General features: G+C 40.6%; 18 protein-coding genes. 9 read left to right on the top strand and 9 right to left on the bottom strand.

Annotated elements, in window-relative coordinates:
- Positions 1 to 119: 119 nt before the first annotated feature.
- Genes rpe through ACWIUE_RS11615 form a run of 4 tightly spaced genes read right to left on the bottom strand, consistent with a single transcriptional unit; the run spans position 120 to position 3,723 of the window.
- Positions 120 to 758, bottom strand: a complete 639-nt coding sequence (rpe, locus tag ACWIUE_RS11630; protein ID WP_454136951.1) for a ribulose-phosphate 3-epimerase — start codon at positions 756 to 758, stop codon at positions 120 to 122.
- Positions 759 to 808: 50 nt separating this feature from the next.
- The gene (locus tag ACWIUE_RS11625) at positions 809 to 2,092 is read right to left on the bottom strand and encodes a polysaccharide pyruvyl transferase family protein (RefSeq protein ID WP_454136949.1); all 1,284 of its coding nucleotides are present in this window, start codon (positions 2,090 to 2,092) and stop codon (positions 809 to 811) included.
- A gap of 3 nt (positions 2,093 to 2,095) precedes the next feature.
- On the bottom strand, positions 2,096 to 3,418 hold the full coding sequence (locus ACWIUE_RS11620; RefSeq protein ID WP_454136948.1) for a Coenzyme F420 hydrogenase/dehydrogenase, beta subunit C-terminal domain: 1,323 nt from the start codon (positions 3,416 to 3,418) through the stop codon (positions 2,096 to 2,098).
- A 29-nt stretch (positions 3,419 to 3,447) separates the two neighbouring features.
- Positions 3,448 to 3,723 carry a 4Fe-4S dicluster domain-containing protein gene (locus tag ACWIUE_RS11615; RefSeq protein ID WP_454136947.1) on the bottom strand — a complete coding sequence of 92 codons (276 nt, stop codon included), beginning with the start codon at positions 3,721 to 3,723 and terminating at the stop codon, positions 3,448 to 3,450.
- Positions 3,724 to 3,818: 95 nt separating this feature from the next.
- Between ACWIUE_RS11615 and ACWIUE_RS11610 the strand changes: the two genes are divergently transcribed.
- From ACWIUE_RS11610 to ACWIUE_RS11575, 8 genes are read left to right on the top strand one after another with little or no spacing between them, the layout of a single operon-like run.
- Complete coding sequence (locus ACWIUE_RS11610) at positions 3,819 to 4,514, top strand: ABC transporter ATP-binding protein (protein WP_454136946.1); 696 nt, start codon at positions 3,819 to 3,821, stop codon at positions 4,512 to 4,514.
- The gene (locus ACWIUE_RS11605; protein WP_454136945.1) at positions 4,511 to 5,284 is read left to right on the top strand and encodes a hypothetical protein; all 774 of its coding nucleotides are present in this window, start codon (positions 4,511 to 4,513) and stop codon (positions 5,282 to 5,284) included. The genes ACWIUE_RS11610 and ACWIUE_RS11605 overlap by 4 nt, the downstream gene beginning before the upstream one ends.
- Before the next feature lie 11 nt (positions 5,285 to 5,295).
- On the top strand, positions 5,296 to 6,150 hold the full coding sequence (locus ACWIUE_RS11600; protein WP_454136944.1) for a class 1 fructose-bisphosphatase: 855 nt from the start codon (positions 5,296 to 5,298) through the stop codon (positions 6,148 to 6,150).
- 9 nt (positions 6,151 to 6,159) lie between these two features.
- Positions 6,160 to 6,360, top strand: coding sequence for a hypothetical protein (locus ACWIUE_RS11595; RefSeq protein WP_454136943.1), 201 nt, complete (start codon positions 6,160 to 6,162; stop codon positions 6,358 to 6,360).
- A complete protein-coding gene (locus ACWIUE_RS11590; protein ID WP_454136942.1) occupies positions 6,326 to 6,526 on the top strand; it encodes a hypothetical protein in 201 nt (66 codons plus the stop codon). Before ACWIUE_RS11595 ends, ACWIUE_RS11590 begins: the two co-directional genes overlap by 35 nt.
- Positions 6,504 to 8,513 (top strand): methionine--tRNA ligase, encoded by a 2,010-nt coding sequence (metG, locus tag ACWIUE_RS11585; protein WP_454136941.1) that lies wholly within the window; start codon positions 6,504 to 6,506, stop codon positions 8,511 to 8,513. The genes ACWIUE_RS11590 and metG overlap by 23 nt, the downstream gene beginning before the upstream one ends.
- A gap of 25 nt (positions 8,514 to 8,538) precedes the next feature.
- A complete protein-coding gene (locus tag ACWIUE_RS11580) occupies positions 8,539 to 9,501 on the top strand; it encodes a hypothetical protein (protein ID WP_454136940.1) in 963 nt (320 codons plus the stop codon).
- On the top strand, positions 9,498 to 9,686 hold the full coding sequence (locus tag ACWIUE_RS11575; protein ID WP_454136939.1) for a hypothetical protein: 189 nt from the start codon (positions 9,498 to 9,500) through the stop codon (positions 9,684 to 9,686). The genes ACWIUE_RS11580 and ACWIUE_RS11575 overlap by 4 nt, the downstream gene beginning before the upstream one ends.
- Positions 9,687 to 9,821: 135 nt before the next feature.
- On the opposite strand, the gene ACWIUE_RS11570 is transcribed toward ACWIUE_RS11575, so the two are convergent.
- The 4 genes from ACWIUE_RS11570 to ACWIUE_RS11555 are packed head-to-tail and all read right to left on the bottom strand — an operon-like array spanning position 9,822 to position 12,751.
- Positions 9,822 to 10,487 carry a DNA polymerase III subunit delta' gene (locus ACWIUE_RS11570; RefSeq protein WP_454136938.1) on the bottom strand — a complete coding sequence of 222 codons (666 nt, stop codon included), beginning with the start codon at positions 10,485 to 10,487 and terminating at the stop codon, positions 9,822 to 9,824.
- Positions 10,480 to 11,025 (bottom strand): HobA family DNA replication regulator, encoded by a 546-nt coding sequence (locus tag ACWIUE_RS11565; RefSeq protein ID WP_454136937.1) that lies wholly within the window; start codon positions 11,023 to 11,025, stop codon positions 10,480 to 10,482. The genes ACWIUE_RS11570 and ACWIUE_RS11565 overlap by 8 nt, the downstream gene beginning before the upstream one ends.
- Positions 11,026 to 11,056: 31 nt before the next feature.
- Positions 11,057 to 12,262, bottom strand: coding sequence for an aspartate kinase (locus tag ACWIUE_RS11560; RefSeq protein ID WP_454136936.1), 1,206 nt, complete (start codon positions 12,260 to 12,262; stop codon positions 11,057 to 11,059).
- The gene (locus ACWIUE_RS11555) at positions 12,263 to 12,751 is read right to left on the bottom strand and encodes an RNA pyrophosphohydrolase (RefSeq protein ID WP_454136950.1); all 489 of its coding nucleotides are present in this window, start codon (positions 12,749 to 12,751) and stop codon (positions 12,263 to 12,265) included.
- 72 nt (positions 12,752 to 12,823) lie between these two features.
- Between ACWIUE_RS11555 and hemW the strand changes: the two genes are divergently transcribed.
- On the top strand, positions 12,824 to 13,915 hold the full coding sequence (gene hemW, locus ACWIUE_RS11550; RefSeq protein ID WP_454136935.1) for a radical SAM family heme chaperone HemW: 1,092 nt from the start codon (positions 12,824 to 12,826) through the stop codon (positions 13,913 to 13,915).
- Between the two features lie 175 nt (positions 13,916 to 14,090).
- On the opposite strand, the gene ACWIUE_RS11545 is transcribed toward hemW, so the two are convergent.
- Positions 14,091 to 14,310 (bottom strand): hypothetical protein (locus ACWIUE_RS11545; protein ID WP_454136934.1); only part of this gene is annotated, 220 nt, incomplete at its 5' end.

The following is a 14,310-nucleotide window of genomic DNA, read 5'->3' as shown; positions in this document are numbered from 1 at the left end:
TTTTGCTTAAAATAATAAAATATTAAATCGCCAAATGCCCTCGCAGAATCTGCGAAAATTCCACAAAATTGCAGAATCTAGCGGTAAAAATCCACAGATTCTGCGAATTCGCGCGAAAACTACCTCAATAAATCTATCGCCTTTTGGTAATCATCATTGCCAAAGATATAGCTCCCACTTACCACCAAATCCACACCAGAATCTTTGACTAAATCGATATTTTTATCACAGATTCCGCCATCCATTTCAAGCAGACAGCGTGGATTCTGCGCATCTATCATTTTTCGCACCTTTTTTGCCTTCTCCAAAACGCCCGAAATAAAGCTCTGTGCGGCAAATCCCGGATTTACGCTCATTAGTAGCACCAAATCCATATAGCGCAAAATATATTCAAGGCACTCTTGCGAAGTGTGCGGGTTTAGGACGATACCAGCTTTTATGTTGTGGCTTTTGATGAGATTTATCGTGCGATTTATGTGGCACTCCGATTCGGCGTGAAAGCTGATAAATGCGGGTTTGAGCGGGGCAAAATAGTTGATGAAAAACTCCGCATTTTGGACCATTAGATGAATGTCAAGGGGCTTTTTGCTTTTTTTGGCAATCGCTTCTGCCACGCACAAGCCAAAAGTGAGATTTGGCACGAAATGCCCATCCATTATATCGATATGCAAAAACTCGCAATCGCTTTGATTTATCGCCGAAATCTCATCATCTAATCGCCCAAAATCCGCACTCAAAATACTAGGCGCAATCATAATGCGTTTTGCCATAAAATCTCCAAAATGCAAAATTAAAGCGCAATTATAGCTTATAAATCTTTTAAATTCCGCTCCAAAAATTCTATGCCCACATTGCGCCACGAATCTAGCTTTTGATTTACGGATTCAAAGTCTATGGGCGTTTTTATTTGGGTTCTCAAATCGCTCAAATTATCCACAAGGCGATTTTGCAAACCAAAAAGTTCTAATAGATGATAAAAGCGCGTATTCCTTCCATCCCGTTCTTTGCCAAGTTTTAGCGCAACAAATGGCGTATTCATAACTATCGCATAAGCGCATCCATGAAACGAATCTGTAATTAGCATTTTAGCATCTCTCACACACGCTAACCATTCTTGCGGTGTAGGCGCAAAGTCGCTATCCAAATCAATTTGGTGCGCTAAATCAACGCAAATTAGCTTATTTTTTGTTTTTAAAGAATTAGCAAATTTAATCATATTAATATGCGATGTACCAAGCCAATAAATAAAAATGCTATCCTTGCGAATCTTGCCATCGCTTATGCGCGAATCAAACTCGCCATTTTTTATGCTTGAATCAATTAGCTTTTCATAGTCGTTTTTTGTGAGAAGCTGACTTGGGTCAGGCACACAAACGCTTTGCAAACCTATCTCTTTTAAAGTGGCAATATTGCACGATTCGCGCAATGAAATCGCATCAAATTTTGATAGCGCGTTTTTGAAATACGCCTTTTCGCCATCGCTACCAAATTTTGGTTTGCCGATACTCGCCGCATAAGAGATTTTGCGCGATTTGTGATTTTGTGGCAAAAATTCTAGTGTGTAAAAATCCATTATGTTCGTTAAATCAGTATTCCACACTTGGTCGCTCCCCACGATATAACAATCCGCGTCATATTCAGGGGCGAATCCGCGAAAATCTTGCAATGATTCGCTATGAAGCGCAATAAATTCACGCTTAAATTCCTCGAATCCGCGCTTTTTATCAAGCATATTAACTCGCGCCCAATATCCAAAATCATTAAAGATTCCCGATTCTTGCAAAACTTCACGCAAAGCCGTTTTTATCGTTTCTATTTTATTGCGCCGAATCTTTTTGTCGTATTTATCAAGGCACAGCACATAAGCATTAAAATATCTCCGCAAAGTATTTAATCGCTCACAAGCAATAGTCCAAAAATGCCTTTTTGTCGATTGTGTCGCTTGATTCGCATTGTATATATTTACATAAAAGACTTTTACTTCAAAATCCTTGTAATTATCTCGCAAAAATCTTTGCAATGCGAATGCTTGTAGCACCTGCCCGTAGTTACATAAAGTATCACAAAATGTAACGATTCTAACTTTTTTCATTTTTCAATCCTTTAGTTTTTTTTGGTTTAAAAGCCACTTTCGCGCTCTTTTTAAAGCGTTTGAGATGGTTTTGCGAAGTGGGTCGTTTTTCCACACCAAATAATAATGGCGCAATGGCGTTATTTTGGGATTTGGATTTTGTGCGTATTGCGCTAAAATCGCCATTGCCTTTTTGGCGTCTTTGGTGTGCGAATAGGCGTTTATAACTTCGCGCAAAATAGAGTCGCGATTCGCGTGAGTGCCGTTGCTACGAAGCGCGGCGGGATTGCCAAGCGTGATAATAGGCGCAGTGGTGGCAATGATATGCGCCAAATCTTGCAACGAATCTAAAATCTCTAACGCCTTTTGATTGTGTGCCAAAACGCAACTAACGCCCTTGTCATCGACAAAATCCGCGTGATACTCGCGAATCCCCCAAAAATCGCCAATCGTAAAATCTGCCCCGCTTACAAAGCCCTTTGAGTAGCAATTACCGCAAGATTTGCGCGTGATGATATGCGTAGCCCAAGCGTTGTAAAGATAAGGTGAATGGGCGTTTGGAATGATTTTTTGCTCTTTGTTTGTCGTGGCAATTATGGAGTAATTCTCCCAGCCTAGATTTTTACCCCGAAAATTAAAATCTATCAATTTTTCATCGTCCGATTCAAGCAAACTCTCTTTATAAATATCCCAAATTTTCGCGCTTGGCACAGAGTTGCAAATCACTTCGATTGTAAGTAGATTCGCATAAGGCTTTCGCAAAAATGCGTTTAGCGCGTGAATCTGACATTGCACACCACTAAAAAGCACGATTCGCCCTGCTTTTAGAAAATCCCGCGCTTGTTTGTAAGTATCGCCGATAAAGGATTCGACATATTTGCTACGGCGGAGAATGTCTAGCTCGGTGGGCGATTCGATAAATCTATGGACGACATTTAGATTTTCATCAAAACTCGCGCCAAACACCACGCCACCGCGATTTAACACATACTCGGCGATTAAGCTAAATGCACCGCCTGATCTAGAATTTAGGCGCAACGCGTCATCTTTTGCTTTGAGTGCAAATGCCTTTGGCTCGGCGAATCTCTCTATTTTTGGCGAAAATGCTAGGGTTTGGGAATCTTTGGGGGAGTTTTTGTGGAAGTGGAAGGGGAGGGATTCTACCCACCCCCTAGCCCCCTCCGCAAGGGAGGGGGAAGGTTTGTGTGAATCCACATTCGCAAGGGAGGGGGAATATTTGTGCGAATCCACATTCGCAAGGAAAGGGGAATTATAAGGTTTGGATTGATTTGAATCGCATTGCGAATCTCGCAATGACGAATCGGAGAGCGAATCTTGTAATGACAAATCATTAGATTCGCAAGATTTGTTAGAATCTAAATAGCGATTCCCCCCCCCCCTATGGTGTTTGCGCTAATTGCCATTAGTGGAAATTGCGATTTTTTTGCCACTGCGTTATAGGGTGCAAAGTTTAGAAAAGGCAAAGTGGGACAGGCGATTTCACAGGATTTGCATTCTGTGCAAGTGGTTTGATTTACGCTTGGGATATAAAATCCCTCAAAGTCGCGAATCATCGCAATGCTATCGTGCGGACAGGCGTTAAAACACGCACTACACCCGCAACAATGATTATCTTTTGGCAAAATAGGCATTTGCGTCCTTTGAATTTTTTGAAACAAATTTGCGATTATAATATAAAAATTGTTAAATTGCGCTATAATTTCGCTTTTAATTTTTAGGGGAAAATATGGATTATGTGCTAGAAATACGCGATTTATGCAAGAATTACGGCGCGACAAACGCGCTAAATAATGTCAATCTCAAAATTGAGAGGGGTGAAATTGTCGGGCTTTTGGGACCAAATGGCTCGGGCAAAACGACAATGCTAAAAATTATCAATGGTTTGGTGAATAATTACAACGGCGAAGTGCGAATCTTAGGGCAAAATCTAAATGTCGAATCCAAAGGCAAAGTCGCATTTTTGCCAGATAGCAATTTCGTGCCACAATCTTGGAGCATTGCAAGGTTATTAGAATTTTTTGGCGATTTTTTTGATGATTTTAATAAAGCTCGTGCGTTGGCGTTATTTAGGGAGTTGGATATAAATTTGGATTCGCGATTCAAATCGCTATCCAAAGGCACAAAAGAAAAGGTGCAACTTTGCCTAATTTTAAGCCGTGATGCGGAAATCTATATGTTTGATGAGCCGATTGCGGGGGTTGACCCAAAGGCGCGGGATTTGATTTTTCGCTTAATTTTGGATAATTACAACAAAGACGCATCTATTATCATCTCAACGCACCTTGTGCGCGATGTGGAGAGCATTTTAAGTAGTGCGATTTTTTTGCGCTATGGCGAAGTTGTGGCTTATGATTCGCTTGCGAATCTCAAAGCAAAATACGGCGATAAAAATTTAGAAGATATTTTTAAGGAATTAGTATGAATCAAACCAATCCATCTAATTATTCTAATTATGGTGTTTTTCATAGATTTGGCAAATTGCTAAAATATGATTTTTTGGAGAGTTTTTATAGCATTGTGTTAATAAATGGCGTTTTACTCGCACTTATGGCGATTTCAAATGCGATTATTACGGATTCATCTTCTACGGCGGCGTGGCTGTTGCTACTATTTGTAATGCCACTTGGATTTTTGCTATCTATCGCTTTTTTGGCAATCACTATCATTCGTTTGCTTTACAATCGCCTTTTTACAAGCGATGGATATTTGACTTTTGCTTTGCCTGTGAGTGTAGATGCGATTTTGACTTCAAAGATTTTGGTTAGCTCGATTTATGTGATTTTGAGTGGTGTTGTGATTGGCTTGTGGGCGTTAATCCTTGCTACGACTTCGTCTGAATTAAGTGGCTTGGTGAGACTTTTAGGCAATTTTATGGATTCGCCATTTTTGATGGCACTTTCTATCATCACACAAATTACTAGCATTTTTGCGATGAGTGCGCTTGTGCTTTTTATTTTGGCGATTTTGCATATCGGCGCAATCACGCGATTTAAAGTGATATGCGGAATCGCGCTATTTTTGTTTTTTAGCACGATTGAGGGCATAATAAGCGCGATTATTGTGGTAGCCGTTGGGGAGAGTTCGTCTGCATTTATGACGCTATGGGCTTATACAAGCATTTTTAATGTCATAAAATGCGCGATTTACTACGCAATCACGCGATATTTAGTCGCAAATAAGTTAGAGATTTAAAAGGTGAAATTATGTTAGATTCGATAATCAGCGCGATAAAACATAGCGCGTTAGAGATTGATAGGATTTTGAAAAAGGCAAATTTTGACTACGCAAATGTTGATTCGGGTGGTAGCAAAAATAGCACGGGCGATTTGCAATTAAGCGTAGATGTGGAAGCAAATGAGATTTTTAAAAACGCGCTTTTGAGTTTGGACGCTGTCAAAGGCATAGCAAGTGAGGAAGAGGAAAATGCCATTTACAAAGAAAACGGCGGTGGCGCGTATTTGGTGGCATTTGACCCGCTTGATGGCTCATCGATTGTGGATTCAAATTTTAGCGTGGGGAGCATTTTTGGCATTTACAATGGCGAATTTAGCGCACAAAATCTAATCGCAAGTGGCTATGTGCTGTATGGCGTGCGATTGGAGCTGATAGTCGCACAAGAAGATGTCGCAAGATTCGTGTATGATGGGGCGCATTGGCGATTTAGTGGCAATCTAATGCTAAAAGAGCAGGGCAAAATAAACGCGCCCGGTGGCACTCAAAAGCATTGGCACACGAATCATAAGATTTTGATTGAATCGCTATTTTTGGAGGGCTACCGATTGCGATATAGTGGCGGAATGGTGCCAGATTTGCACAATATTTTAATCAAAGGCGGGGGGCTTTTTAGCTATCCATCGACAACGGACGCGCCAAATGGCAAACTTCGTGCGCTTTTTGAGGTTTTGCCATTTGCGCTAATCTTTGAACGCGCTGGTGGAGGGGCGATTAGTGGCAAAAGTCGCCTTTTGGATTTGCAAATAGATTCGATTCACCAAAAAACGCCCTGCTTTTTTGGTAGCAAATACGAAATAGAGCGCGTGAAATTAGCGTATAAATAGGGGTTTGCAATGGATGGCGCGGTAAAAGAAAATATTGGCGAGATTGATTCAAAGATAGTGGAGTTAGAATCCTGCCAAAATCAAAATGCCGTAGATTCGTGCCTAAAATGCGCGAATCTTATCGGCTGTGAATTGCGAAAAAGCTATGTCGATGCCGTCTATCAAAGTATGAATGATGGCGAAAGTGGCTATTTTGACTTTGATGGATAGAGAATTTATGATAGATTCTGCGTTTGGCACACGAATCGCAGAATCTAAAACGAAATTCGCAGAATCTCTCTTTTTTGTCATTCTGAGCGGAACGAAGTGGAGCGAAGAATCTATTTTTTTAGATTCTTCGCCTACGGCTCAGAATGACAAGAAAAATACAGAATAAGGATTGTAATTTGAAAGACATTTTTATCACTTCGCCCATTTACTATGTAAATGACATTCCGCACATAGGACACGCCTACACGACAATCGCAACCGATATGTTTAAAAAATATCAAAACCTTAAAGGCAACAACGCGATTTTGCTAACAGGCACTGATGAGCACGGGCAAAAAATCGAAAATAGCGCGAAGGCAAAAGGCAAAGCCCCGCAACAATACGCCGATGAGATTAGCGCGAAATTTCGCACTCTGTGGGATAACTTTGCAATCGACTATGACTACTTTGTCCGCACGACTGATGATTACCACGATTTGGGCGTGAAATGCGCTTTTGAGATTATGCAACAAAAAGGCGATATTTACAAAGGGCAGTATGAGGGCAATTACTGCGTGAGCTGCGAGACATTTTTCACAAAAAGACAGCTAATTGATGGCGCAAAATGCCCAGATTGTGGGAAGATTACAAAAGAAATCAAAGAAGAGAGCTACTTTTTTGCGTTAAGCAAATATGAAAAGCGACTTTTGGCGTGGTATGCGGAAAATCCAAATGTCATTTTGCCAGCATTTAAGCGCAATGAAATCATCAAATTTGTCGAAAATGGTTTGAGCGATTTATCTATCACGCGCTCCACTTTTAGCTGGGGAATCGCCCTGCCACAAAGCGCAAAAGATACTTCGCATATCATTTATGTGTGGTTGGACGCGCTTTTAAGCTATATCACACCGCTAGGATTTGGTAATACGCGCAAAAATCAAATGTCGCTTTTTGAAAATGCACATCATTTTGTCGGCAAAGATATTTTGAAATTTCACGCGATTTTTTGGCCCGCGTTTTTGATGAGCCTAAATCTGCCTTTGCCAAAGCGCATTTTCACGCACGGCTGGTGGCTAATTGAGGGCGCGAAAATGAGCAAAAGTGTCGGCAATGTGATAAATCCAAAGGCGGTGGCGGACGCTTATGGAGTAGAAGTGTTGCGATATTTTCTTTTACGAGAAGTGCCTTTTGGGCAAGATGGCGACTTTGCGATTCGTGCTTTGGTAGAGCGTGCAAATGCCGAGTTAAGCGATAGTTTGGGAAATTTGCTAAATCGATTGCTTGGAATGAGTGAGAAATATTTTGATTTGCGTTTGGAGGCGCAGGATTTTACAGGGCTAAAATTTGAGCAAAAAAGCGTGGATTCAATTATTGATTCGCTTGATAATCTAATGGAAAATATGACGCCAAATCGCTATTTGGAGGAACTTTGGAAGCTTTTTGATTTGGCAAATGGGCTAATTACGCGCTTTGAGCCGTGGGCTATGATAAAAGAGGGCAGAGTGCGCGAAGTGGCGAATCTGCTAGTTTTTATCGCAAATATTTTGGCAAAATCCGCGCTTTTGCTTTATCCTATTTTGCCAAAAAGTGCGGAGGCGATGGCGCATTCGCTTGGGATTTCGCTTGAATCTTACGCTGATTTGATTAAAAATCGCAAGTATTTAAATCGCTTCAACCTTACCAAAATCCCCCCGCTTTTCCCAAAAATTGAAAATATTATTGAGGCAAAAGATTTGAGTGCGGAGGCAAATTCGCACGAATCTAAAAGCGCAGAATCTCTTTGTCATTCTGAGCGAAGCGAAGAAACTCAAAAAAACAAAAGAGATTTTTCGCCTACGGCTCAAAATGACAATGCGCCCATAAAAATCGATGATTTTAAAAAAATCGACATTCGCGTGGGGCGGATTCTCCACGCCGAGCGCGTCCCAAAAAGCGAAAAATTATTAGTTTTTCAAATCGATTTTGGCGAGTTTGGGAAACGACAGATTATTTCAGGCATAGCGCAATTTTACGCGCCGCAATCGCTTATTGGCAAACATATTTGCGCGATTGTAAATCTAAAACCAACCAAAATTATGGGCGTTGAGAGTTGCGGAATGCTTTTAACCACAGAAGATTCAAGCGGTGTAAAGTTGCTTTTTGCAGATTCAAATGCAGGAAGCAAGATTAGCTAATGTGCCATAAACACGCAGGATTCAAATGTTTTTAGATGATTTTGTAGAGATTATCGGCGGGAAAGTCTGTAACGCCACGCAGGCGCACCTTTTAGGCAATGTCACCACGCATTTGCACCGCATTATGCGGGGCGATATTTTTATTTTGCGCGATAAAGGCGAGTTAGATGAGGCGATAAATCGCGGTGCGTATGCGATTGTAAGCGAAGTGCATTGCGAGATTAGCGATGAGTGGGTGGCGTTTATTTTGGTTGAAAATTTGGAGATTGCCCTTCATAAGTTCGCAAAATACGCAAAGCTGACAAATGGCATTGAGATTTTTGCGCTAGATTCTGCGAATTTCGCCCTTGCAAAGGCGATGGCGCGGGATAAAAATATCGCATTTGCAAGGGATATTTTTGAGTTAGTTGAGGTGCTACATTTTAGAATGATTTTTATTGATTTTGAGGTGATTTTCTTTGACGCAGAATCTATAAAAAATACAAGAAATTTTATTTTTAAGATAAATTATCAAACGCTTTTTGAGCTAAAAATCGAGTATGAAAATAAACTCTATGAGTTAGTTTTGCCAAGCATTTTTATTAGCAATCTAAATGATATTATGTATTTTTTCAAAATGCGTCATATTGATTTTAAGATAAATTTTGATGAGGATTTATTGCTCCCGATTTTTATCAACACTTCGGCGCAAAAGTCGCACTACGGGCAATCTATGCGATTTATCTATGCGAGTAAAAATATGGATTTGTTTCAAAAATATATCACTTTCACGCAAAATGCAAAATGGGGCAAAACGCTAATTTTAAGCAATCAAAATTTTGATAACTTCGCAGAATCTAATGGCGATTTTGAAGTGAAAATTTATCAAAATAATGATGATTTGCTAAAATATTTTATGCTTGAAAAATATCATTTTTTTGTCATTTATGGAATAGAGCAGAGCGAGATAGAATTGATACCATCATCAAACGAACAGCAATTATTTTGAGATTCTGCGCTATTTTTGGCAAAAACACAGAATCTAATGCGAGATTTTTTGCCAAAATCGCAGAATCTCGCGTGATTTTTGCTAAAAACGCAGAATCTACCGCACTTTGTCTTTGCGAGGCACGAAGTGCCGAAGCAATCTATTTTGTGGATTGCCACGACTTGCATTCGCAAGTCTCGCAATGACGAAAAAAATCATAAAATCGCAGAATCTCGCAATGACGAAAAAAATCATAAACGCAGAATCTGCACGATTTTCGCAAATCGCAGAATCTAGCGCAGAATCCGCATAATTTTCGCCAAAAAACGCAGAATCTCGCGCTATTTTCGCGCTCGTTTATTGTGCTCCAAAAGCATTAGTAGTAGTTTTAGAAAAATGTATTTTGGTTGCTCATAAGATTCAATCTCTCTTATCGCTTTATCAAAACAGGCGAGTTCTCTCTCATTTAGCGACAGTCCCGCTTCTCTCACGGCAAAAAGCAGACTTGCGACTTTTAGGCGAATCTCTTCGCGCCTGATTTCAGCATCCGCAGTATTTAAAAAATTCGGTATATTAGTTTGAAGGTTAATAGTATCCAAAAACGCCATTATCCCCTCCAAATTTAGGCGCGACACATCAAGCGCAAAGGGCAAAATGTCGCTTTTTGTGCGCTCGTTTTTAATCAGCAAACGAGATAAGATTGTCGGCAAAATCGCGCTTTTATATTTTGTAACTAAAATAAATTTGACATTTTGCGGCGATTCTTCTAGGACTTTTAAAAGGGCGTTTTGCGCTTCGATGTTGAACTTTTCGCCGACTAAAATGATTGTTTTGAGCGAAGATTCAGCGATTGTGCTTTCATTTATCGCCTCCCTTGCGTGTTTTATCTTAAACTCGCCTTTTTTAAATTCATCAGGCGAAATGGGAAAGATTCGCGTATTTTGGATACTATCTCGCAGAATCTGCACCTTTGCAAAGATGTCATTTGCGATGATTATTTCATTCATAATTTATCTCGCCAAACATTATCGCATCGATACTTTTATCTAGCAAATCATAAAGTTGCAAGAGTTTTATATCCACGCCCGGCGCAGAATCTAAATGAAACGCCGTGTGCAAGTTGCTATCAAATGCCCAAATGAAACTATTTTGATGCTCGATTGCAAGGGTGGATAGGCGATTATCCGTCCGCCCGATATACCAAACTATGTGATTTTTAAAGGCGATATTAAACATATCCTCCATCAACTGCGTGTTTAAATCCACGCTATTTTCAACCACGCTATTTATGTAAAAAATCGGCAGTAGCGGGCGAGACTTCGCGATATTTATATGTTGCAAAATATATCTGCCAAACCACTCGCGCTTTGAATCTGTGCATAAAATAATCGAACTGCCTTTATGAATCACGCTATCGATGAAGTGATATGCCACCTTGCACCACTCATAGCGGATTTCTTCTAGCCAAGAGAGTGCCAAAGTATTCTCTTTTCGCAACACTCCAAGCGTCCAATTTGCAAAGCGGACATTTGTATTTTCGCTCATTTTCGCCCTTTAAACGCTAGATTCAAAAGCATTATTTCTCTAATCCAAACGCGCTGTGAAGTGCGCGAACGGCGAGCTCTGCGTATTTCAAATCAATAATCATTGAGATTTTAATCTCGCTTGTGCCAATCATCATAATGTTGATATTTTCATTTGCCATCGTGCTAAAAGTTTTACCCGCCACGCCTGAATGGCTTTTCATACCAAGCCCCACGATTGAGACTTTGGCGATGCTTTCATCATACTCGATGCCTTGCGCGACTTCTTTGTAGTCATTTAGCAACTTTTTGCATAGCTCAATATCCGTCTTTGGGATTGTGAAATCAATGTCGGTTTTGCCGTCTCTCCCGATTGTTTGGACAATCATATCTACATTTATATTCGCCTCCGCAAGTGCGCTAAAAAGCTCCGCTGCGATGCCGGGCTTATCATCGACATCGATAATGCTAACTCGTGCTTGATTTTTATCTAGCGCAATGCCAGAAATGATAGGTTTCTCCATAATCTCCCCCTCGTTTGTGATAATTGTGCCTTCGTTGTGATTAAAAGAATTGCGTGTGATGATTTTCACGCCTAATTTTTTTGCCATCTCAACGGAGCGATTTAGCAAGACTTTTGCCCCAAGAGACGCGAGTTCTAGCATTTCATCATAGCTGATTTTGTCAATTTTTTTGGCGTTTATTTCGATTCGCGGGTCGGTGGTGAAAACGCCATCGACATCGGTGTAAATCTCGCAAATATCCGCCTTTAACGCCCCCGCTAACGCCACCGCGCTTAAATCGCTCCCACCTCGCCCCAAAGTTGTGATAAATCCATCATCGCCCACGCCCTGAAATCCCGCGATGACGACTATAAAATCATCGTCCAAATATTTGCAAATATTGCTCGTCTCAATGCCCTTAATCTTTGCCTTTGTGTGCGCTGAATCTGTGTAAATCCCCGCCACGCGCCCACTCATCGAAATTGCCTTATGCCCTAGCTCATTTAGCGCAATCGCCAAAAGCGCACTTGTCACGCTCTCGCCCGTGCTTAAAACCTTATCGACTTCTCTTTCATTTGGCAGGGCGCTAAAATGCTTTGTGTAGGCGATTAGCTTATCTGTCTCGCCACTCATTGCTGAGACTACAACTACGAGTTTTACGCCATCTTTTTTGCTCTCAACCACGCGCCTTGCGATATTTTGAATGCGCTCGCAGTCGCCAACGCTCGTCCCGCCGAATTTTTGCACGATTAACATTTAAAAATACCCCTCTTTTTTGAAATATTCTAGCACTTTTTTGTAGATTCTGCGTTTGAAATACACGACATTTTCTAGCACGCTTTCAAATGGGACAAATTTATAGCTATCAAACTCCGGTATTTGCGTGGTTAGATTGATTGTAGAGTCGCTTTTTAATTTCACTAAAAAATATTTTTGCCTTTGCCCTTTGAATGGATACATTTTGCTTTTTATCACCGATGGCGGGAAGTTGTAGGATAGCCACTGCGGATATTGCGCTAAAATCTCAACTTTATTTGTGCCAATCTCTTCATCTAACTCGCGAAATAACGCCTCTTGCGGCGATTCACCTTCATCAATCCCCCCTTGCGGAAATTGCCAAATGCACTTTTTTTTGCTCATATCGCACCGCTTTGCGATGAAAAATTCGCACACTTCGGGGTATCGCTCTGATAATATCACAGCGGCGACATTTGGGCGGTATTCATTTAGATTCACTTGATTTATCCATAAAATTTGATTTTTAAAAGCGGATTTTATAAAATTTTTCGTAAAAAAAATATTAAGAATGAGAAAATGTTGCTTTATATTCACATACCATTTTGTGCGTCAAAGTGCGGATACTGCGGGTTTAACTCGATGACAAATATGCTAAATTTTAAGCAAAAATATTTGAATGCGTTGTGCGCGGATTTGAAAAATGAAATTGATTTGCTAACTTTTTGTCATTCTAATCAAAGCGAAAAATCCCAAAAATTTCACTCCATTTACATAGGCGGTGGCACTCCAAATACTTTAAATCCAAGCGATTATGAGCGAATCTTTCGCATTTTAGAGCCAAAAATCGCCCCAAATACCGAAATCACAATGGAGCTAAACCCAAATGTTTCAAGCATTGATACGCTAAACGCATTTAAAGATTTGGGGGTGAATCGTTTCAGCATCGGCGCACAGAGCTTTTGCGATGATAAACTGCGCCTTTTGGAGCGCACTCATAGCCCAAAAATCGCACGAAAATTCATCGAATCCGCCCTAAAATGTGGCGTGAAAACAAGCATTGATTTGATTTATGACACGATTTTGGATTCGCCTAAACGCTTGCGATTTGAGCTTGAATCTGCCCTAAATTTGGGCGTGGGGCATATTTCTTGCTACACATTAAGCATTGATAAAAACTCCGCATTTTTTGCAAATGGCAAAAATCCCACACGCGAATCCTCCCTATGCTACGAGCTAAAAGAGTTTTTGGATTTGCGCGGATTTAGGCAATACGAAGTCTCAAACTTTGCGCGTGATGACTTGCAAAAAAGTCGCCACAATTTAGGCTATTGGGCGTATCGCGACTATATCGGCGTGGGGCTTGGGGCGGTTGGCAAAAGGGCGCGATTTGAAGGCGATTTGCAAGTGGCGCGAATCTACAAGCAAAGCGACTTTGGCGCGTATTTGGCAAATCCTTTGTCCGTGCGGTGCGAGATTTTAAGTCAAAGCGACATAAGATTAGAAAAAATCTTTTTGGGATTTCGTAGCGAAGTAGGCGTGAATCCCGCGCTAATCGCAAATCAAAATCGCTTAAAAATTTTGCTTGACAGCGATAAGATTCGCATCAAAAATGGCAAAATCTACGCCACAAACTACTTCATCGCCGATGAAATGGCACTATTTTTGGGATAAATTTGCTATAATTTCATCTTTTCAATTTCACAAATGAGGATTTTGCAAATGAGATTTTTTAGACTTTCGATGAAACCTTTAATGAAACGCTACGAGAGAGAGAGAGAGAGAGAGAACGGCGCGGTGCGCTAAATAACGAAGATTCTGCAAAAAATGCAGAATCTAATTGCAAAAATCACGCAGATTCTGCGAAATTCGCAGAATCTAATACGAAAAATCCCCAAAATCCCGCAGATTCTGCGCTAGATTCTGCGAAAACTTCAAATTTTACACGAGATTCTGCGAATCGCACGAAATCCGCAGAATCTAATACAAAAAATCCCCAAAATCCCGCAGATTCTGCAAATTTCGCAGAATCTCCCACAAATCCCACAAATCCCCCAAATCCCAAATTT

The sequence above is a fragment of the Helicobacter sp. 23-1045 genome, from assembly GCF_053654655.1.
The sequence above is the reverse complement of the archived record's forward strand: the minus strand, read 5'-3'. Positions and strand labels throughout refer to the sequence as shown.